Source organism: Shewanella decolorationis S12, assembly GCF_000485795.1.
GTDB lineage: Bacteria > Pseudomonadota > Gammaproteobacteria > Enterobacterales > Shewanellaceae > Shewanella > Shewanella decolorationis.
In genome coordinates this window covers 81,080-103,223 of record NZ_AXZL01000061.1, presented here as the reverse complement: position 1 = coordinate 103,223, position 22,144 = coordinate 81,080, and the positions used below count along the sequence as shown (strand labels likewise).

At 43.3% G+C, this 22,144-nt stretch carries 15 protein-coding genes and 1 pseudogene; 3 read left to right on the top strand and 13 right to left on the bottom strand.

From position 1 onward, the window contains the following. Positions 1-17: 17 nt before the first annotated feature. From SHD_RS08825 to rppH, 10 genes and pseudogenes are all read right to left on the bottom strand, one after another. Positions 18-869, bottom strand: a complete 852-nt coding sequence (locus tag SHD_RS08825) for a thymidylate synthase (protein ID WP_039977939.1) — start codon at positions 867-869, stop codon at positions 18-20. 66 nt (positions 870-935) lie between these two features. Beyond that, a complete protein-coding gene (locus SHD_RS21435; protein WP_023266787.1) occupies positions 936-1,406 on the bottom strand; it encodes a hypothetical protein in 471 nt (156 codons plus the stop codon). Continuing rightward, complete coding sequence (locus SHD_RS08815) at positions 1,403-3,466, bottom strand: hypothetical protein (protein WP_023266786.1); 2,064 nt, start codon at positions 3,464-3,466, stop codon at positions 1,403-1,405. The genes SHD_RS21435 and SHD_RS08815 overlap by 4 nt, the downstream gene beginning before the upstream one ends. Further along, positions 3,463-5,532: a site-specific integrase gene (locus SHD_RS08810; RefSeq protein WP_023266785.1), complete on the bottom strand. Its 2,070-nt coding sequence runs from the start codon at positions 5,530-5,532 to the stop codon at positions 3,463-3,465. Before SHD_RS08810 ends, SHD_RS08815 begins: the two co-directional genes overlap by 4 nt. Next, a complete protein-coding gene (locus tag SHD_RS08805; RefSeq protein WP_023266784.1) occupies positions 5,529-6,743 on the bottom strand; it encodes a tyrosine-type recombinase/integrase in 1,215 nt (404 codons plus the stop codon). Before SHD_RS08805 ends, SHD_RS08810 begins: the two co-directional genes overlap by 4 nt. Before the next feature lie 100 nt (positions 6,744-6,843). Continuing rightward, positions 6,844-7,395, bottom strand: a pseudogene (locus SHD_RS08800) (thymidylate synthase); the annotation flags it as partial. Continuing rightward, positions 7,395-8,201 (bottom strand): prolipoprotein diacylglyceryl transferase, encoded by an 807-nt coding sequence (lgt, locus tag SHD_RS08795; RefSeq protein ID WP_011717885.1) that lies wholly within the window; start codon positions 8,199-8,201, stop codon positions 7,395-7,397. The gene lgt and the pseudogene SHD_RS08800, both read right to left, overlap by 1 nt. Before the next feature lie 45 nt (positions 8,202-8,246). After that, positions 8,247-9,047, bottom strand: a complete 801-nt coding sequence (locus tag SHD_RS08790; RefSeq protein ID WP_023266782.1) for a sulfite exporter TauE/SafE family protein — start codon at positions 9,045-9,047, stop codon at positions 8,247-8,249. Between the two features lie 58 nt (positions 9,048-9,105). Beyond that, positions 9,106-11,340 (bottom strand): phosphoenolpyruvate--protein phosphotransferase, encoded by a 2,235-nt coding sequence (gene ptsP / locus SHD_RS08785; RefSeq protein WP_023266781.1) that lies wholly within the window; start codon positions 11,338-11,340, stop codon positions 9,106-9,108. Positions 11,341-11,363: 23 nt separating this feature from the next. Continuing rightward, positions 11,364-11,888: an RNA pyrophosphohydrolase gene (gene rppH, locus SHD_RS08780; protein ID WP_039977936.1), complete on the bottom strand. Its 525-nt coding sequence runs from the start codon at positions 11,886-11,888 to the stop codon at positions 11,364-11,366. Between the two features lie 690 nt (positions 11,889-12,578). On the opposite strand from rppH, the gene mutH reads away from it, so the two are divergent. Both mutH and SHD_RS08770 read left to right on the top strand, forming a co-directional pair. Continuing rightward, positions 12,579-13,250 carry a DNA mismatch repair endonuclease MutH gene (gene mutH, locus SHD_RS08775; protein WP_023266779.1) on the top strand — a complete coding sequence of 224 codons (672 nt, stop codon included), beginning with the start codon at positions 12,579-12,581 and terminating at the stop codon, positions 13,248-13,250. 123 nt (positions 13,251-13,373) lie between these two features. After that, entirely contained in the window at positions 13,374-14,441 is a 1,068-nt protein-coding gene (locus tag SHD_RS08770; protein ID WP_023266778.1) for an adenylate/guanylate cyclase domain-containing protein, read from the top strand. 55 nt (positions 14,442-14,496) lie between these two features. Here the strand turns inward: SHD_RS08770 and oxyR are convergent, their stop codons facing one another. From oxyR to SHD_RS08755, 3 genes are all read right to left on the bottom strand, one after another. Continuing rightward, positions 14,497-15,408 carry a hydrogen peroxide-inducible genes transcriptional activator OxyR gene (gene oxyR, locus SHD_RS08765; RefSeq protein WP_023266777.1) on the bottom strand — a complete coding sequence of 304 codons (912 nt, stop codon included), beginning with the start codon at positions 15,406-15,408 and terminating at the stop codon, positions 14,497-14,499. A gap of 218 nt (positions 15,409-15,626) precedes the next feature. Continuing rightward, positions 15,627-15,992, bottom strand: coding sequence for an Hpt domain-containing protein (locus tag SHD_RS08760; RefSeq protein ID WP_023266776.1), 366 nt, complete (start codon positions 15,990-15,992; stop codon positions 15,627-15,629). Between the two features lie 185 nt (positions 15,993-16,177). Then, entirely contained in the window at positions 16,178-17,107 is a 930-nt protein-coding gene (locus SHD_RS08755) for a TIGR01212 family radical SAM protein (RefSeq protein WP_023266775.1), read from the bottom strand. Between the two features lie 587 nt (positions 17,108-17,694). Here SHD_RS08755 and gltB point away from each other — a divergent pair. Continuing rightward, on the top strand, positions 17,695-22,143 hold the full coding sequence (gene gltB, locus SHD_RS08750) for a glutamate synthase large subunit (protein WP_023266774.1): 4,449 nt from the start codon (positions 17,695-17,697) through the stop codon (positions 22,141-22,143). Position 22,144: the final 1 nt, after the last annotated feature.

Below are 22,144 nucleotides of genomic sequence, written 5' to 3'. Positions count from 1 at the left end.
TGACAATTTCTATATGTTTAAACTGAGAAAGGATATTGAATAGGATCGTGATGTTGATAGCCTGTAACTTCAAAATCTTCTATTGTCACCCATGTCTCCAAATCTTCAAGAGTTTTAATATTTGGATTGATATGAAGTTGTGCAGACTCAAAAGGTTCTCTTTTTAACTGTACATCACGCATTAATTCTAGCTGGTCTTCATATATGTGTGCATTAACAATTTTATGGTATGCTTTACCGCATTTTAAATTGGAGATCTGTGCCATCAATTTTAGCAGCGTGAATACTTGTATAGCGTTGAAATTCCCCCCGAGTGGAACGTCCTGACTGCGTTGATAACTATTTAAATAAAGTGTTCCATCTAGAATCGAAAATTGATGCTGGAACATGCAAGGGCGCAAGCAACCTAAATGAAATGCAGCAGGATGATAGAAAGTTAAGATTTCTCCACGATTATCAATTCCTTGGGAAAGGTCATCTACAATTTGACGCAATAAATCAACACTTCCACCATCTGGCTTTGGAAAATTTCGGCCAACTTTACCATAAACGAACCCCATATCATCCTCACCTTTACGGTGAGGATTGTTTAACCATGATTCATTTTCGTTTGCATTGGCATTCCAAGTGTTACAACCAATGGCACGAAAATCAGCAGCATTATCGTAGCCACGTAAATAACCAAGCAGTTCAGCAATAGCTGCTTTCCAGTAACTTTTTCTTGTTGTCACCAATGGAAATTCATTTTTATCAACATTATAAGTTAAGTCAGCATTAATTACAGTAAGGCATCTCTTTCCTGTACGTTCATTTTCTACCCACACGCCTTCATCAATAATTCGCTGGGCTAAATCTAGATATTGTTTCAATTTAATTTCTCCTTTTAAACTTACCCACATTATATCATATTAATGTTAAAGTTAATATGATATAACTTAATTCTCTTCTAAAAGCTTTATTTTTAACTGTAAATCTTTAATAATAATTTTCGACTTATTATATTCAGCCTCATAATACTCTCTTGAACTGGATATTCTGTCCAATTTAATAAACAATTGAGCATTTTGCTTTTCCAAATCTTTTGCCAGATTAAACCAATAAGTCAACTCATTCTTCGCATTATCCAAAACATCTTCCAAAGATGCTACTTTTGATCTATCTTTTGTAACTTCTAAAACAATATTCTTATTCCGCTCAGACTTAATTTTATCCAATTGTTCAATCGGCCATTTCCGATTTCTCAAGCTGTTTCTATGCATCCCTGATAATTCAGACAAAAACTTAACAGTGGGTTTTAAAGTGTAATCATCTCGAATTCTCTGTAATGCCTGATGTATAGCAACAGTATTTTTGTCATGTCGCTCTTGGTTAACTGAATCAAAGTATTTGCTTTTGTCATCTTTCATATCGTCAGATTTTCCCCTAAAAGTTGAAGTACAGCTTCCGCTTCGATCATTGCTTCACGAATTTGGTCATGATTATCTTCGTAATCTGGGTTTGAAAGATTAGTTTTGTTCGTTAGATATACTTCACGCCATTTAGCTGCATGAGCCTTTGTAACAATGGCATTACTGCACCGTACAGGGTTACACCTAAGAGTCCCAATACAAGGCAAATTGCTATCAAAGTCCTCACGCTCACCGCCATAGCAAAATCCAGTACCTACGTTGACAATGCCTATCCCCTGCTCAAGCATGGCGTCATAAACATCTTCCTTTGTGTAACCTTCCGCTGAATACCCTTCAAACACCCTTTGTAGCTTCTTCTTATGTTCTTTTCCTTGAATTCCAGCGTAATTACCATCAGGATTCATCAATGAAACTATGCTTTCTCGCTCTGCCCTTTTTCTCAGAGATTTATTTTGATTCCCGCGCTCCCCTTTCATCAGCATATCGCCAATATCACCATATCCTAATGTGACATCGCTTGTTTTTGAAACTGACGTATATCTTTCTATACCGTCAACTAAGTGTTTTAATTGATGAGAAATAACGGCTAGACCAACATCAGCTTTAAATAATTGGTAGGCCAATGTGTGTCTGGTCATATATTGATTAAATGAAAATCCTGCAAGCTCTTCCTCGGTAAATAATTTGGATATAAAGCTATTCATTTGATTCCTAAAACCAGAAGACATACTTTGAGGCTCTTCCCCGTATGCAACAGTGTCAACGTTAGAATTTAAATAAAAATTATTTCTTATATTAGATATATATGAAGCAGCTCTAATTGCATCTACAACAATTGGAATTGCAACCCAAGCATCATCGAATAGAGCATGTTCCGCTAATTCTTGCTTTCTAACTTCGCTGAATATTACATTAAGACCATTTTCATAAGATAAGCAAACCGAATCTGTTACCACGATTTCAGACAATTCAGAAGGTCGCATACCCGTATATTGCGCCACGATATATGAACAACAATATGAAACTTCATTGATATATTTTCTTATTTCCTCAAGTGTTATAAAAGGATAATTATCATAGAACAACTCCACTAAGCGTTGTCCGCCATATAGATTATCATAATCCTTATAACAAAAAACAGGTAAGTTTTGGGTTCTTAATATAACCTCTTCAGATGGAAATCCTTTTTTAAGTAATCGTATTGCCTTATATACTTCTAAAATTTCTCTTGTCAGCTTTAACTGACTGTACCTCTTGAGCATGAACTTATGGGAATAAAGATCATCAGATTCCTCACCAATTAACTCTAAAAACTCTACGATCATTCTGCTTGAATGAAATGAAAGTCTTTCAAATATAAAATCAGGTAGAACTTGTTTTTTGCTATCTTCATCATTCTTTTTATTGACTAAGTTCCACTTTAATTCTACAAAGTTTGCGTTTATAGAATCAGAAAGTATATTGTTTCTGACGAAAATAGAAGATATATCTCTTAAGAATAATGATAATGAATTATCATATATCTCATTATGACTTAATGCAGCAGATTTAAAGTCATCATGAGAAATCTCAGATAGGCTTCTAACTTCAGACATAATATAATCATGTCCAAATTTTTCAATTATTAATCTAAAAGTATGATCAATAAAAGAAAGCCCTTTCTTAGCGTGTGTAAAAACAGTATTTACTTTTAACTTATTAGATTTAGCTCTAATCAAGCTAGGTGTATTAACCAGAGTATAAATAATACATTTTAATTCAAATAGTACATACTTAGGTATGTTTGGATATTTTTCAAAATCAATAATTAGCTTAGAGCCTTCAATCAATCTTGCTACTTTACCTTTTAGGTCTTGATTGAAACACCATTTTTGATCTGAGAATATTGATGTTGAGGATATATGTAAGGAGTTTATAGAGTTAAAAACTGTTAGGGCATCATTTTTGTGTTCTCTATTATCTGTTGTATTTAGTTCTCCTTTCATAACAAAAAGCATCAACACATTTTTCATCATTGAAACTTTCGATATATACTGGATATTCTGGAAGTCTGTCATAGTGTAATCCCTAAACTATCTGACACATCGATATAAATACTCTTAGACTTAGCTCTTTCTAATTCTTCACTAGAAAACTCAGACTTTCCTGAATCAAGAATCGAGCTTAGAATTGAAAGATTTTCATTTACCACACTATAGTAAGGACTGTTTGCAATATTATTTTGGACGAGCATACTTTCAAAATCTCTTTGCATAGCAAATAGTTCAGGCAGATGAGATTTCGTAATAATTAGATTGCTACATGATAAGCATTTATTGAATTGCCCACATGGTGTTCCTTCTTTATAAGTCTCAGTTCTTACATTCGAAGGAGGATTTAAAATATTCCTACAACCTCCAAGCGCAGTTCGAAATATTACTTCATTTTCTTGTGCATTATTTAATTCACTATCGTCACTCACTGCTACCAGATGTTCATTAGTGATAGTTTTCTCGTGAATGGATTTAAGTGCTTTGTTTAGCTCTTTCCTTGCAGTAACGTTAAAATCAAGTTTATCTAAATAATGCATTGTAACATTAACTGAAGCATGACCCAGTAGCAATTGAATCTCTCTAATTGACGCTCCATGCTCTAATAGTTCTGATACAACTGTTGCTCTTAATTGTGTTATATAAAAATCAAGGTTGCAATTTTTAAGATAAATTTTCTTAAATACTCTGAAAGCCGCTCTAGAGCGTTTTCCATTAAATTGCAAAATTGAATCTGAAATATTCCTTCCATCTGATTCATAAATAAATAGCTTATTGCCAATCGTAGATTTAGAGTTAAACCGTATATCTTCAGTTAACTTTATTACATTTGAGAATACATCTCTTACTGTTTGTTTTTGCTTTGTAGACAACCATTGTAATTTAGCTTTAAAAATATCAAGATGAAGTTCTTTTGCACCTGTAGAGCGCTCTTTCCAGTACCTCAAACATGGTTTATTTGTCAGTCTATGACATTCCTCAAAATCATCAACTTCCAGCTCTAAAGCAACTTCTTTGTTGATAGCTGTAACTCTCATTAATTTTAAGAAGTATGGAAATATTCGAGCAGAGCCAGAAGCAGACTCACTCTCAGATATCGCTTTATCTATAGCTTCATCAAGAACATCTCTAAATTCTCTTGGTAAAGGCTTATATGAATCCGTTGTTCTTTTATCTGAACCTAAACTTGGGGCGGTGTGAATACTCCCAATCCCCAATCCGTCTATGTTTTTCAGCTTTTGTAACGTTAACCTTACAGAGCTTAAAATCGTATTTTTTGATGTATAATCTGTTTCATAAAGAAAGTTTCTAAAATGCAAAAGAGTAAACTCATTTAAACAATCCTTTAGGTTAACGTGCTTGTCAAATCCTTCATTTTTTAAAAAGAGTATAAAGAATTTGCAAGCTTGTCGATAGTTTGCTTTACTCGAAGAAGTGTTTACATCACGACATTTCCAACTGAATGCTTGTTCAATCTGAATGAATGGGTTTTCGTCTGTAGGTGAAACTAAATCACTTACGCTATTGATTTGAATATCACCTAGTTCAAACCATTCTGTTTTTGCTTTGTTAGCTCTACTATGAAAATCTTTATCTCTATTATTTTCTCGTTCTTTAACACTTATATATAGAGCTGAAAACAACCCCAAATTATCTAATTCTACATTGAATTGCTCCAATGTCTTTTTTACAATCTCATATTGTTTAACTTTTTTCACAGCTAAAAACTTGTACAGAGATGCCTGCAAATTTAGTTTATTTCCAAATATTGGTAAATTCATCTTGTCATTAATATTTAATGAATTCCACCAAACTAACATCTGTCTTCTAATTTCAGCGCCACCATCTGTAATTCCATAGAGTGCAACACCTTCCTCCAACAGCATATCGTTGATAGGATTTATAATATTTACTTTTCTTTCTTTCTTGTGTTCAAAGATTGCACCATTAGGAAGTCCAAAACGTTTGGCAAATGCAGTTTTACTTACTCGTCCTTTATTTAATTGAAGTTCCCATAGCTTGTTCGGATATTGCCTCAAGTATTCTACATACTCTAACATTTCAATTTCAATGGAATCATAATCTGCTTTCATTTCTTATCTCCCAATTTAATTTTCAACTGGGTTTTATCAGTAAGAGATTTCATTAACTCGCTCCTTGTCGATATAGTTCCATCTTCTAAAGAAATATACTCGTCTAAAGCTTCGAAAGGAATTTGGCTATAACGTTCTGTAGTTTTAATATGGTTGTGACCTAACCATTTTTGAAGCATGACAAGCCGATCTAAATAGCTATTTCCCATATCTTCTGAACGAAGTACAGAGTATGCAAAACCGTGTCTCAATTTATGTGCGCTTTTGCCAATTCCAGACGATAATGCAAGTCGCTCAATCATTTTACCAAGTGAAACTTCTGTCCATTGATCGCCATTTGAGTTTAGGAAAGCAGGTTTTTCATTCGTAAACTTTCTAGCTTTTGCCTTATACAAGGGGGATGAGTGATACTTTCTTATACGCTCTAATGTTGATTTTGAAACTAGCGTATATCGCTCTTTATATTCACGAGTACGACTTTTTGAACCTTTAACAAATACTGGTGCATACTCCTTCGGAACCCTGATTATTGAGCCATCTACAAAAACTTCTTTACGTGTGCTTTCATAAGCTTCATCAATTTCGTGTTTAGAGACTCTGCCTACTTCAGATACACGCAATCCAGAATCATACATAAACTGAATGATTAGCCTTTCTCTCTCGTAATTAGATGATTCAATCAGTCTGTTCACTTCTTCAAGGTTGTACGCAATGATTTGCTTAGAGTGGGCAGCAGGAGACATTAAACCATCTTCGTAAGGATTATCTATGCGATAAGCTTCAAATGTACCCCGCTCAATACATAGAAAATCATTGAAAAACGACATCAATGTTGCGTCACGGTTTCGAATAGTCTTTCCTGACAATCCAACTTCATCTCGTAGATGGTTTAGGTAAGCTTGTATGTCAGTTTTAGTAACGTGCAATACAGCTTCATCAAGCTTGTCATGAGCGTATTGTGGAAGAGATTTGATGTAAGTAATGAAGTTTATGAGGTTAGTTGAATAGGTCTTAACAGTTGGCTTTGAATGCGTTCCATTTTTGAGATTGTAAGACAAAAAATCAGAAATTATAGGGAAAAGCCGAAATTGTTCGTCAAGAACGACTGAACCAGTAGCCTCGACAATCCTTGTCAACGGCTTCCGCAGGTCTTCGTTTAGCAAAGACTTACTTAAATCAATGGTTTGTTGTTTGATTGTCGCTCTGTACATTTTGCAGCCTCCAAGGATTCGGAATCCATAGTAGTGCAGAATGTGCAATTGTCAAATGTATGAAAAATATCCGAGAGGAATTGCTATCTTGATCTTAATGTAGTGCGTACTGTGCAGTTTCTTCTGTGTCTGATAAAAAGAACACATCACAGCTGCGCTGGTACAGCTGACAGGATAATTTGCCATCGGCAACATAGAATTGGAAAAAGGCATGGCAAGGTGCCAGCGCCATTTTATCCAGTTCACCCACGTTCCATGCCGACACAATTAAACGACGTGAATCGGGTTGAGATTTGATTTGTGCGATCACCTGAGCGATTTGATCAATAGCATCGCCACTTTGGGTCGGCCAGCTGCGCCACTGCGCGCCATAAACTGGGCCTAAATCGCCGTTTTCATCGGCCCATTCGTCCCAAATACTGACTTTATTATCACGCAGATAAGCAATATTGGTGTCGCCCTTTAGGAACCACAATAGCTCATGAATAATCGAGCGCATATGGCACTTTTTGGTGGTCACTAAGGGGAAGCCCTTACTCAAATCAAAACGCATTTGATAACCAAACACCGAGCGAGTGCCGGTGCCGGTGCGGTCTGATTTATCCACACCTTCGGCTAAGATGTGCTTCATCAAGTCTAAATACTGTTGCATTACTGCTTACCCTCTGGACGAAGAATTAAATATAAACCGAAGAGGATCATCGGCACAGAGAGGATCTGCCCCATCGTCATAAAGCCCCAGTAGAGGCCTAACTGCGCATCGGGTTGTCTTACGGTTTCAACTATCACACGGAAAATCCCGTATCCGAGTAAGAACATGCCAGATACTGCGCCGACTTTCTTCGTTCGTTTACTAAACCAATAGAGGAGCAGGAATAATGCCACCCCTTCAAGGGCGAATTGATAGAGTTGAGATGGGTGACGAGGTTCTGGTCCACCACTTGGGAACACCATGGCCCAAGGGACATCGGTGACACGGCCCCACAACTCACCATTGATAAAGTTACCTATACGACCCGCCCCTAAGCCAATGGGCACCACGGGCGCCACCATATCTGCGACCGCAAAGAAGGTACGCTTTTGCTTCCAGGCGATATAAATCATGGCGGTAATCACCCCCATGAGACCACCGTGGAAAGACATGCCACCTTCTGAAATCTTAAACAAATACATTGGGCTAGCGAGGAAGTAATCGAAATGATAGAAGAGCACGTAGCCGATACGGCCACCTAAAATCACCCCTAAAAAGCCGTAAAACAGCAGATCGGAAACCTGTTCCCTCGACCATAAACCATTGGAGCGGTCCGCCTGACGATTGAGTAACCACATGGCGGCGACAAAACCAACTAAGTAAGTAAATCCATACCAACGCAGGGCGGGTTCAAAGGTTTGTCCAAAAATATCAAAGGGACCAAACTTCACGATCACGGGATCGATATTGGGAAAATTCAATGCCATAACTTATCCATCAACAGCCTCAAACCGAGGGCTAAACACTAAACATCAGCTCAGAATTAATTTGAGACCGACACACAGAAGTAAAAGTGCAAATATTTTTTTAAGGACTGAGGTAGGCCAAGTGCTTGCCGCCTTAACGCCTACTGGAGCCATTAAAATTGAGGTTATTATTAAGCCAAACAGCGCAGGTAAATAGATATACCCTAAGGTACCTTCAGGGAGATCCGGCGCGTTAAAGCCCGCGATTATATACCCTAAGCTGCCCGACAAGGAGATTAATAATCCGGTCGCAGCTGAAAATCCCACCGCTAGGCGCATCTGTAAACCAAAATAGGTTAAAAAAGGCACTAACAAGACGCCGCCGCCAATCCCCATTAATCCTGCAATCGCAGCAACAATCACAGCCACCACAAACAAAATCATCGAGTTTGGCAGTTCTCGGTTCGATTCAGTTTTAAAGGGATATGCCATTTGAATCGCCATTAACATCACAAATATCGCAAACCCTTGTCTGAGGGTCGCCGCAGGGATTTGTTCGGCAATAAAGCCTGACATTAAGGCGCCGAGAATAATCCCCGGAAACATGGTTCGAAACAATCCCCAGGGCACATTACCGCGTTTATGGTGCGCTCTGGCAGAAGAAATCGAGGTTAAAATAATCGCCGCAAGAGATGTGGCAATCGCAATATGGGGTAACTGAGCCGAAGTGATGCCAACCGAAGGTAAGATATAAAGCAGTGCGGGCACGACAATTAAGCCACCACCAATGCCCAATAACCCCGCCATAAAACCGACAAACGCGCCTAAAGCCAAGCAAATAAAGAACACCGACAGCAAACTATCCACACGGGTACCTACAGCGTGATTAAGTGAAGCCTTAGCTTAAAGCAAAAGGCGCGATTAGTTAATTAAGAATTGTGGCTAATCCCTGCTGCGTTAAATATTCTTTAACCAACTCACGCACTTGGAAACCGTTCGACAGACTTAAGGCCTGCGATAAGAGCTGCGTCAAATCGGCGCGGGACACTCGGCGAAGCAGGTAATTAATCCGCGCTAAGCTGCCTTGGTTCATACTCAATTGATCGTATCCCATCGCCACCAGCAGAATAGCCCCCATGGGCTCGCCAGCTAATTCACCGCAAATACTGATATCGAGTTGATGATAATCGCAATCGAGCCGAGCCTGGTGCAGTGCCCGAAGAATGCCAGGATGATAACTATCAAACAAGGAACTTACCCGTGGATTGTTCCGATCAACCGCGAGTAAATATTGGGTCAAATCGTTACTACCGACCGACACAAAATCGACGCGTTTTGCCACTTCATCTAACTGATATAAGAGCGCTGGAACTTCGAGCATAATGCCAATGCGCGGCATTTCAATCAGATTGTTTACATCGTTTTTAAGTTCAACATAGGCCTGCTCTAGATAGGCTAAAGCTTGGTCAATTTCATCTAAGTTACTGACCATAGGCAGTAAAACACTGAGCTGCTTACCCTCTGCGCCCGCTTGTAACATTGCTCTTAACTGCACGAGGAATAGCTCCGGATGATCCAATGATAAACGGATACCACGCCAGCCTAAGAAGGGGTTATCTTCTTTGATCGGGAAATAAGGCAGCGGCTTATCACCCCCCACATCTAAGGTACGCATCACCACAGGGCGTCCCGATGCCGCCGATAACACCTGCTGATAGACTTTTACCTGCTCGGACTCACTCGGAAAACGCTGCTGCAACATAAAAGGAATTTCAGTGCGATACAGCCCGATACCATCGGCACCTTCGGCAATTTCAGAGGCGACACCGCTCAGTAACCCAGCGTTAAGGCACAAACGAATACGCACACCATCCAGCATAACCGAGGGCAGGGCTAACTCCTGCGCATATTGGCGTTGCAATGCCTTTTGCGCCGAAATCAAACTGCGGTATTCGCTAACAATTGCAGGCGATGGCGACACCATTAATTGCCCACGGCTGGCATTGACCACTAACAGCTTCTGGTCAATATCGGCCGACAACAACTGCTCGACGCCAGTAATCGCAGGAACGCCCAGTGCGCGCGCTAAAATGGCCGCATGGGAGTTAACGCCCCCCAGTTCAGTGACAATCCCGGCTAATTTTTGTCGAGGGAATTCGGCGAGCATGGTGGCATCCGCTTCCCGGGTCACTAGAATCACCGGCTTATCGGGTTCAAGCTCTAAACGCTCGGGTTCGATTAACTGCCTTAATACCTTTTGCCCAAGGTCACGAATATCACTCGCCCGCTCCTTGAGGTACGGATCTTCCATCGCTAAAAACTGTTGAATATAACGCAGCGAAACCCGGCTGACCGCCGATTCGGCTTCCCAGCCCTGCTGCACCTCACGGGCATATTCGCCACCTAGGCTGGCATCATCAAGCAGCAGCTGCAAAGCGTTGAATATTGAGGCAACTTCCTCATCCTGCTCACGGTCGAAACGTTGGGATAAGGCACCAATAGCCTCTTTACAACGTCCCATCGCCGCCACTAAGCGGTTGGATTCGAGGGCAATATCCTCACAGCGTACATCGGGCTGCTCTAGGGAGATCTCGCCACCGAGTACCAAAGCGTGGGCAATAGCGATACCGCTGGATGCAGAGGTGCCTTGAAATAAAATCTGTTGATGCAGCGAGCTGACCTGTGCCTTTTGCTTTAACCCTCGAATCGCCATAGCGAGCTGCGCGGCCAAGGTCATTAAAAAGGCTTCTTCGCCTTCGCTAAATTGTCGCGCGCTGGCCTGCTGTACCACAATTACGCCGACGACGGCTTTTTGGTAAATTATGGGCACAGCTAAAAAGGCACGGTATTCTTCTTCAGCGACTTCGGGGAAGAGTTTAAAGCGTGGGTGCAAACGGGCATCGGCAAGATTTACTGCTTCTTCACGTTCGGCGGCCAAGCCAACCAAACCTTGAGTTAGCGGCATACGTACACGGCCAACGGCAGACTTTTCAAGTCCATCGGTTGCGGATAAAACGAGTTCTTGCTGCTCTAGGATATAGACTGAGCAACATTGAGTTTCCATCGCCGCCTTGGTCGATGAAACTAGGACTTCTAATGCGGTCTCTAAGCTGTGGGCGGATGCCACAGCTTGTGTAATATCCCTTAGCGTATTTAACACTGTTTTCAATCCTCTTTTGAAAATCAGCCCGTTGCCTTTTGTCTTACCCGCTTCCTTGGAATTTCCTGGGTCTGGAATGACAATGCCGTTACCGCAAACTCTTTCATGACCTTACGGTAAACATCACGCTTAAATGAGACAACCTGCCTCACGGGATACCAATAACTTACCCAACGCCAATCGTCAAACTCTGGGTGGCCTGAAGAACTTAAATTAATCGCACTATCTTGGCTTTTGAGTTGTAACAGAAACCACTTTTGCTTTTGACCAATACACACAGGCTTACTGTCCTGCCTCACTAAGCGTTTGGGCAAGCGATACCTCAACCAAGAACGGGTCGAAGTTAATATAGTGACGTTCTCGGGTCTTAAGCCAACTTCCTCATACAATTCACGGTACATCGCCTCTTCGGCCGACTCACCATCATCTACACCGCCCTGAGGAAATTGCCATGAATGTTGTCCGAATCGTCTGGCCCACATCACTTGACCGTATCTGTTACAAATTATTATGCCCACATTTGCGCGAAAGCCGTCGCTATCAATCACATGGACTCCAAATAAGGATAACTTTTAATAAACTGATTGTTTCACAAAGCCAGTCTCTCAGCAAACCTCTATTTACAGCTATTTTTTGGATAAATTCCCCCTACTTATTCTTTTATCAACAATCCAAGTGCTTTTTACTTGGGGATATCCACATTTTCTGTGGATATCTCTGTTTGAAACCCGAGTAAACTGGGTATATCGTTTAAAAAGTAGCAAGTATCCCTCTCCCTCCAATTAACCTAAAAACAAATTAAAAATAAAAATATCATATAGTTGAAATTATTTTTATTTAAGGAAAACTATCAAAAACCACAAAAGATTACTTTTTAACCAAAAATAAAATCTGTCATTCCCTCTTAGTAACACTAAAATGTTATACACAGAGCACCCCCTAAATTACCCACATTACCGTGGAAAAATGCCACATTTCACCATTGACTCACGATTTTTAATCGGTTAAAGCCCACAGAATTGCAAGTTATCCATAATATCTGTGGATAAATATGTGAGAAACGCAAGGGAAAGCCGAGAGTAACTTTGGACACTTTAAGGTTAATTTGGCCAAAATCCATTAACCAACTTAAAAATCAATAACTTAAACTAAACCATCTCTGAATAAATTTATCCATTTTTAACTGCCCAATTTTTAACCTTATTTGCTAAGCACCTATTTTCCAGTAAAATTCGCCTATGAAACCGATAATCCCCCCTCAAAATTTGAGCGAACTGCTCGAGCGCGCCAATATGATGGCCGGCACCTCTTTGGCTCAAATTGCTGCTCACCGTGGGATTGCTGTGCCTAAGGATCTGAAGCGAGATAAGGGTTGGGTCGGACAACTCATTGAAATGGAGTTGGGTGCGACTGCTGGTTCAAAACCCGAGCAGGATTTTCTCCACCTCGGTGTTGAGCTAAAAACCATTCCCATCGATAGCAAAGGCAAGCCACTAGAAACAACCTATGTGTGTGTGGCGCCGCTAACTAATATCGAAGGCTTAACCTGGCAAGACAGCTTAGTGTGTCACAAGTTGCAGCGTGTACTCTGGGTACCCGTTGAGGGTGAGCGGCATATTCCTGTGGGAGATCGTAGAGTGGGCACCCCCATATTGTGGGAACCCGATCTCCAAGAACAAAGATTACTGCAGCAGGATTGGGAGGAGATAATGGAACTTATCGCCTTAGGTAAAGTGGAAAAACTCACCGCAAGGCATGGCGAAGTGTTGCAACTGCGCCCTAAAGCCGCCAACAGTAAGGCGTTAACTCAAAGTATTACCGAAGACGGCAGCTTAAAAATGACCAATCCACGGGGTTTCTATTTAAAGACCGCTTTTACCGCCATGCTATTAAATAAGGTATTTGGTTAAATTTTCGTAGCTATATAACGTTGGATTGATCCAGATCACAAATATCACTGGCACTCTAGTGATGATTTTCTATAAACTACGGCATCCTGAATTATACCGTCGTATTCGGATACAAAACCCGTTGTGAGAGCACGTAGACAAGCGAAAAAACTTCTTTTTGCGATATTAGCTTGGGCGATAGCCATGGCTGCATTCGTGTTTTTCCGATATGCACAGTCGCCAGAGTTACCACAATGGGCTGTTGGTTCGGCCGATCTCGCGACGCTTGCAGTCTACATGGGCATCATCTTTGGCAGCTTACATTGGATGTCTAACCTAATCACAGACTTTAGCGCCATTAATCGCCTCCCTTATATTTTTTCAGTCATTTTTAAAGGCTTATTTCTATTGCTTGGCGCAACAACCTTAGCCTATATGACACAGTTCCTGAATATGTGGGCCATTGAAAACCATATGTCAACCCTAAGACAAATGCTCACGGCGCATATTCTCTATAGTCCTTCCTTCCAAGCACTTATCGTCTATTTAGTCGTCGTGCGCGTCAGCTTAGCCTTTGTCGAACAAATGGCACTCTTGGTTGGGCCACGTATTTTGCTCAACATTGGTTTAGGTAAGTACCATAAACCGCGATACGAACAACGTTTATTCCTTTATTTAGACATGGTTGCCTCGACAACCCACGCTGAGTCCCTCGGAGATTACCGTTTTAGCCGTCTGATTCAAGACAGCTTTAGCCTGCTATCCGATACTGTGACCAATAATGAAGCCGAAATTTACCGTTATATGGGCGATGCCGTATTGATCCACTGGCCGTTAGAAGAAGGCGTGGTGCACGACCGCTGCATGAATATCTATTTTGAATTTAGCCAGCAGTTAAATTGGCAGCGACGTTACTTTGAAGAGCACTATGGGTTTGTTCCTAAATTTAAGGCGGCGGCGCACTGTGGACAAGTGGTTGCTGCAGTTGTTGGAGTGCAAAAACAAGAAATTAGCTTCTTTAGTGATGTGCTAAATACCTTAGCCAGACTTCAAGACCAGTGTAATCCTTTGGGGCAACGCATGCTGATCTCTGGTGCGCTGGCGGGTAGGCTCGACAATCCCAATAGCGAATACCGCTTAACCAATTTGGGTCCAGTCAAACTAAAGGGGAAACAACACTCGATTGAAGTGTTTGGTGTTTCCCCTCGTTAAACTCTCTGTTTTAACCTGCTGAACTCTTTATTTTCACTCGTAAAAATTACAACGATTATTCCATTTCTTTGCTTAAGAGCTTTTGGATAAGCAAACCTAAGGTACGGAAGGTCAAAATCCGACTGGTTGTTTGTCGCCAAACTAAGCCAATATCGCGATAGGGCGCTTCACCGGGCGGTGTCATCACCACAAGGTCGGTATCATTTAAAATGCCCGCATCGATCGCCATTTGCGGTAAAAAGGTAGTCCCCAATTTACTATTCACCATTTGCACTAAAGTGTGCAGACTCGTCGCGGCAAAGGGATTCACTTTCGCGCTATCACCCAACTGACAAGCCGTAATCGCATGCCCTGTAATGCAGTGTTCACTTTGCAGCAGGAAGATACTCTCATCGGGCAGTGTCTGATAGTCGATAGGTTGATGAATACCACCCACTAAGTCTTTATGGATCACCATCTTAAAGGGGTCTATTCCCACTTTCATGCTGTGGTAACCACTGGTATCCACGGGTAAGGCGAGAATGAGTAAGTCCAACTCCCCTTTACCTAAGGCATCGAGCAAACGCTCTGTGGTATCTTCTTTGAGCAATAGACTCATCGCCGGATAGGCTTGCTGGCATTGTTTGACTACGCTGCTTAATAAAAACGGCGCAATAGTTGGAATACAGCCTAAGCGAATATCCCCCGTCATGGGTTCGCCCTGATTTTTCACCAATTCGACTAAGTCATCCACGTCAGTGAGAATTTTTCGAGAACGTTGCACCACTTCTTCGCCGATTGCGGTGAACATAAAGGATTTGTGATCACGTTCAATTAACTGGTGACCAAGTTGCTCTTCAAGATTCTGGATCCCACTCGACAGCGTAGATTGGCTAACAAAACACACCTTAGCGGCGCGGTTAAAATTCTGCTCCTGATGAAGATTCACCAAGTAGTATAGATTTTTGAGGCTAGGTAAATTTTTCATTTAATCGATTGCCACTAAGGTTATGAATTAATAAATTTAATCAACTCTAGCATAAGTTATCAACAAAAACGCGGCTAAATTGCTCAATTATGTGAGCAAAATCGATTTTCAATCAAAGGAAAACGTAAGAGAGCGCTTACAGAGAACAAACGGAGGGGATAAAGACTGGAACTGAGGTTATCGAGGTGCAACCTGAAGCTGCACCTCCATCGTACATACTAGGCTTTCGCCTGTAGGAATTGCTTTAATTGTTGGAGATCGGCACTTGCAAATTCAACAATTTGCGCAACCCAAGTCCCATGTTCAGCTTCCCAGCTCGCTTCTTCGCCATGTTGGAGTAACTGGGCAATTTGCTGAATACGTTTTAAACCAACGGAACCTGCAGCACCTTTAAACTTATGGGCTTCAGAGCATAAAGTATCCTTATCAGCAGCTTCGTTAGCCTTGACTAGATTTCCTACGTACTCAGGCATTAATTGCTCAAATAATACCACGCTTTTTAGCAGAGTTCCGGCACCAATCGCACTGCAATACTGTTCTAACGTATTGAGATCTAGGATTGTTTCTAATTCAACTGTGGCCATCTAGGCCTCCCTTAAGTAGTCCAATGCTTAAAACAAGTTTATGACATGATACCCACTAAAATTGTCAGTGCAACTTATAGCAGCATTTGTGGTCAAAAGAAGTTTTATTTAACAAAAAATCAACTGTATCAAACACTCTCAGCGATAAATCGATAGCAAATGAATCCCTTCATGCTATATGGCTATTATGGTCGCGCTAATGCAGCCCCTTGTCCACCCTTACGCTTAAGATCTTCAACTATCGCCACTAAACCATTCCAACGATAACCGCACCATTCTGGCGCGAGCAGTATTGGTTTTTTCGCATAGGCGGTCACCCGATGAAAAATCACTTCTTTAGGCGTATGGCGAACTAGCTCGCCGACACAAGCGGCATACTCTTCGAGACTGAGCAATGGCAAGCGTCCTGCGCGCCAAGCCTTCGCCATCGTACTGCCCTCGACGACATGTAATGGATGTAGCTTTAAGCCATCGACGCCCTGCGCCAGCACTGCTTGCAGTGTCGCCATATAATCGAGGTGAGTTTCACCGGGTAAGCCTAAGATAAGGTGAGTACAGACTTTTAGGCCTCGGCTTCTGGCCCGTGCAACCGTATCGCAATAGCAGGCAAAATCGTGCCCGCGGTTAATCTTATGCAAAGTCTTATCGTTGGCGGTTTGTAGCCCAAGCTCCAACCAGACATCGACGCCCTTTTGCTGGTAGCTGGCTAATAAATCGAGAACCTTGTCTGGCACACAGTCGGGACGCGTACCGACACACAAACCTACAATCTCACTGTCTTTGACCGCTTCATCGTATTTGGCCATTAACACTTGATACTCATCATAGGTGCTCGTATAGGCCTGAAAATACGCAATAAACTTGTCTGCATTCAGCTTAGGTTTCGCCTCTTTATATCGGGCTTTACCTTGTTCGAGCTGCTCACTGATGCTAAGCGTTTCCGCCTGTTGATAACTAAAAGACGCCACATTACAAAAGGTGCAACCGCCACGTCCCAGAGTGCCATCGCGGTTAGGGCAAGTGAATTTGGCATCGATAGTCAGCTTGCGTAAGCGCTCGCCGTATTTAGCCTTACACACGGCACCGAATGTGTTTACGTATGCATCGAGCCCCATTAGCTCGCCCGCCAAATTTCATGTCGTTTCATTAAAATTAACCAAGATAAAATCACAAAAAAGAAGGAGTAAAGACGTGTGTTTAGATGAAAAAACTCATGATAAACAAAGCAAGCATGGTTTTCTTGGTGGTAAATCAAACTCCCGTTAGATTCACAGCGTCAAAGCTCAAAACCTTAGTCATTGCTCACAGTGTCTTTACACTCCGTGATTCCACTCACAGGCAAACAGAATAACAATTCACTTATTTTATATTTTTATACAACCACTGTATTTGCAATAAAAATCACTATTTCTAAATCAAAAACAATCGCCCTCAATGTTACATTTTAGTAACCCCATCGTTTTTCATTTTTTAAAATTCTTTTTATTCATAATGTTATACAGCACTTTAATCAGTTGACGTTAACGTCAAGTAATTATGTTTTGTGTATGAAACATGAATGAATACCCATATTTTATGCAAATTTTTGGTTTGACCTTTGGTTAATCTCAGGATAATTTGGGTGGTTCGGGTGCATATCTATAGAAAGTCTTTACATTTCTCCCCGAGTAGTAATTTCGTTGAGGTCAAGGGAGGTTTTTGTATGAGCTTATATCATCCCAGTTTTGAGCGGGACAATTGTGGTTTTGGCTTGATAGCACAAATGGATGGCGAAGCCAGCCATCGTATCGTGCGCACCGCCATCCATGGCCTCGATCGCATGAAACACCGTGGCGGTATCGCCTCTGACGGTCGAACTGGGGACGGCTGTGGTTTATTAATGCAGCTACCATTGCAATTTTTTGAAGCCGTTGCCGCGGAAAATGACTGGCACCTGAGCCGCAAATTCGCCGTGGGCATGTTGTTTTTAAGCCAAGATGAAGAACTGGCCGACCAAGCCAAGTTTATTCTCGAACGCGAACTTGAGCGTGAAACCTTAAGTATTGCTGGTTGGCGTAAAGTCCCCGTCAATCCAGAGGTATTGGGTGAGATTGGTAAATCGAGCCTGCCGCAAATCTATCAAGTACTGATCAACGCCCCGATTGGCTGGCGTGAGAAAGATCTTGAGCGTCGCCTCTACATGGCCCGCCGCCGATTAGAGCAACAAATTACTGACGATAAAGACTTTTATGTCGCGAGTCTTTCAGGCCAAGTCATAGTCTACAAGGGCTTGATGATGCCTGCCGACTTGCCCGCATTCTATCCCGACCTTGCCGATATCCGTTTGAAGAGCTCTATTTGTTTATTCCATCAACGCTTTTCAACCAATACTTCACCTAAATGGCCACTCGCTCAGCCCTTTAGATATCTTGCCCATAACGGCGAGATCAACACTATTACTGGTAACCGCCAATGGGCCCGTGCCCGTGCCTACAAGTTTAATTCACCACTACTGCCCGACTTACAACAGGCGGCACCCTTTGTGAATGAAACAGGCTCCGACTCATCCTCTCTCGATAATATGCTCGAGATGTTGCTCTCAGGCGGTATGGACTTATACCGCGCGATGCGTTTGCTTATTCCGCCAGCATGGCAAAGTAACCCAGAGATGGATGATGAGCTAAAAGCCTTCTATGACTTTAACTCCATGCATATGGAACCTTGGGATGGTCCAGCGGGTATCGTCATGACCAACGGTCGCCACGCCGCTTGCGCGGTCGATCGTAACGGTTTGCGACCATCTCGTTATGTGATCACTAAAGATCGTATCTTAACCCTCGCCTCCGAAGTGGGCATTTGGGACTACGCCGCCGATGAAGTGATTGAAAAAGGCCGTGTCGGCCCGGGTGAGCTGTTAGTGCTAGATACTCTCAATGGCCGTCTGTATCAGTCATTCGAAATTGATAACGACCTAAAGCGTCGTCACCCCTATAAAGAGTGGATGGCCAAAAACAGCCGTACTCTGATCCCTGCCGAGCAGTTGGCAACGGAGCAACATGGCGCTAGCGAATTAAGCCCAGAGCAACTGCTGCAATACCAAAAGCAATTTGGCTACACCCGTGAAGAGCTTGAACAAGTGATTTGGGTGCTGGCAAAACAAGGCGAAGAAGCGACAGGCTCCATGGGCGACGATACGCCAATGGCCGTATTGTCGAAAAAATCACGCTCGCTCTATGACTATTTCCGACAGAAATTCGCTCAAGTCACTAACCCGCCTATCGATCCGCTGCGTGAAAAGCACGTGATGTCTCTGGCGACCTGCATCGGCCGCGAGCAAAACCTCTTCAATGAAACCACTGGTCATGCCTATCGGGTGATGTTTAACTCACCGATATTATTATTCAGTGATTTCAATCAATTACTCGGATTAGATAGTACTTACTATCGCGCCAATATCGTCGACTTAAACTACGATCCGAAGGAAGGCTTAGAACACGCTATCCGCCGCATCACCTCGGAAGCCGAACGTTTAGCGCGCAGTGGCACTACACTGCTGATTTTATCAGACCGTGCGATTGATAAATCGGCGCAGGTCATTCCAGCGGCCATGGCGGTTGGCGCAGTACAACAAATGCTGGTGAGTAAGAGCCTGCGCTGCGATACCAACATCATTGTCGAGACCGCATCGGCACGGGATCCGCACCACTTTGCAGTGCTACTCGGCTTTGGTGCCACGGCGATTTATCCGTATTTAGTGTATGAATCAATCTCAGATCTGGCGAAACGCCATCAACTGACCGACACCACGGCGCTGATGCTGAACTTCCGCTACGGCATCGAAAAGGGCCTACGTAAGATCATGTCCAAGATGGGGATCAGCACCGTTGGCTCCTACCGTTGTAGCCAACAGTTTGAGGCCATTGGTATTGCCAGCGATGTGATTGAACTCTGCTTTAAAGGCGTGGTAAGCCGCATCGAAGGCGCCAGTTTTGAGGATATCGCTCAAGATCAAGCGTTGCTGCATAAGGCCGCTTACCGCGCCCATGTGCCACTACCACAAGGCGGTTTACTCAAATACGTGGATGGCGGTGAGTACCACTGCTTCAACCCAGATGTGGTCAACACGCTGCAGGCATCCTTAATCGACAAGAATTTTGCGACCTACAAGAAGTTCGCCGAATTAGTCGATAACCGCCCAGTCGCCACCCTAAGGGATTTGATTGGCATTAAGGCTGACCAAGCTGCGATTGAACTGGATAAAGTTGAAGCAGCCAGCCACTTATTCCCGCGCTTTGACAGTGCGGCCATGAGTATCGGCGCCCTAAGCCCCGAGGCCCATGAGGCATTAGCCATTGCCATGAACCGTTTAGGTGGCCGCTCTAACTCAGGTGAAGGTGGTGAGGATGCGCGTCGCTTTAACACCGAGCGTAACTCGGCGATTAAGCAAATTGCCTCGGCACGTTTTGGCGTAACCGCCCATTACCTAGTCAACGCCGATGTGTTGCAGATTAAAGTTGCCCAGGGCGCAAAACCCGGTGAAGGCGGACAACTGCCAGGCCATAAGGTGAGTGTAGAAATTGCAGGGCTGCGCCACGCGCGCCCAGGTGTAACCTTGATTTCACCACCGCCACACCATGATATTTACTCTATCGAAGACTTAGCCCAGCTGATTTTCGATTTAAAACAAATCAATACCAAGGCACTGATCTCTGTGAAATTAGTGTCTGAGCCAGGTGTCGGCACGATCGCCACAGGTGTAGCAAAAGCCTACGCCGATATGATCACTATTTCTGGCTACGATGGTGGCACAGGCGCGAGCCCTATCACCTCGGTGAAATACGCTGGCAGTCCATGGGAGCTCGGCCTTGCTGAAGTACATCAATCTCTGGTGGAAAATGGCCTGCGTCATAAGATCCGCTTGCAGGTCGATGGCGGCCTAAAAACCGGAACCGATGTTATCAAGGCGGCCTTACTCGGCGCCGAGAGCTTTGGCTTCGGGACTGTACCTATGATTGCCTTAGGTTGTAAGTACCTGCGTATTTGCCACCTAAACAACTGCGCAACCGGTGTCGCAACTCAGGACAAAAAACTGCGCGATAACCACTACCACGGCTTACCAGAGCGAGTAATGACTTACTTTGAGTTTGTCGCCGAGGAAGTGCGCGAGTGGATGGCAGCGCTAGGGGTCAGCAAGTTCGAAGACTTAGTGGGCCGCAGTGAGTGGCTACACACCTTAGAAGGCCAGACCGATAAACAACGTGGACTCGATTTAGCGCCAATTCTGTATCAGCCTAAGGTCAGAGCCAGTACGGCTCGTACGTGGCAGGAAACCAATCCACCAGCGGATTTAGGTTTGCTCAACCAACATTTGCTCAACGAGTGCCAGAGTGCGGTCGATAAGGGCGAGTGTTTCGATGCAGCTTACAGTATCAACAACACCGACCGCTCTGTGGGCGCACGCCTATCGGGCTATATCGCCAGCACCCTTGGCGTTAAAGGCACTAAGGCACCGATTAAACTTAGCTTTAATGGTAGTGCAGGCCAAAGCTTTGGGGTATGGAACAGCCCAGGCCTTGAACTTAAGCTCTGCGGTGATGCCAACGACTACGTCGGTAAGGGCATGTCGGGCGGCAAAATTGTGATTTATCCACCGCTGGGTAGCCCATTCCAGAGCGAGCGCAGCGCGATTGTCGGTAACACTTGTCTATATGGCGCGACGGGTGGACGCTTCTTCGCCGCGGGTCAAGCAGGTGAACGCTTTGCGGTACGTAACTCGGGCGCCATTGCCGTAGTCGAAGGTTTAGGCGATAACGGCTGCGAATACATGACCAGCGGTATCGTAGTCGTGCTCGGCAAAACTGGGGTCAACTTCGGTGCGGGGATGACGGGCGGTTTTGCTTATGTTTTCGACCAATTTGGCCGCTTTAACCGCCGCGTGAATAACGAGCTTGTCGATACCCAAAAACTCGAGTCACCTATCCATCAACAGCATTTGAAAGGCTTAATTGAAGAGCATGTGGCCGAGACTGGCAGTGAGCACGCGAAGATGATCTTAAGCGACTTTGCCAACTGGTTAGATTGCTTTGTTTTAGTGAAACCGAAAAATATCGCCGTTGCAGATCTGCTCAAATTAGAGCAATCGAGCCCGGAACTAGCAGTTAAAGCGGGGTAAT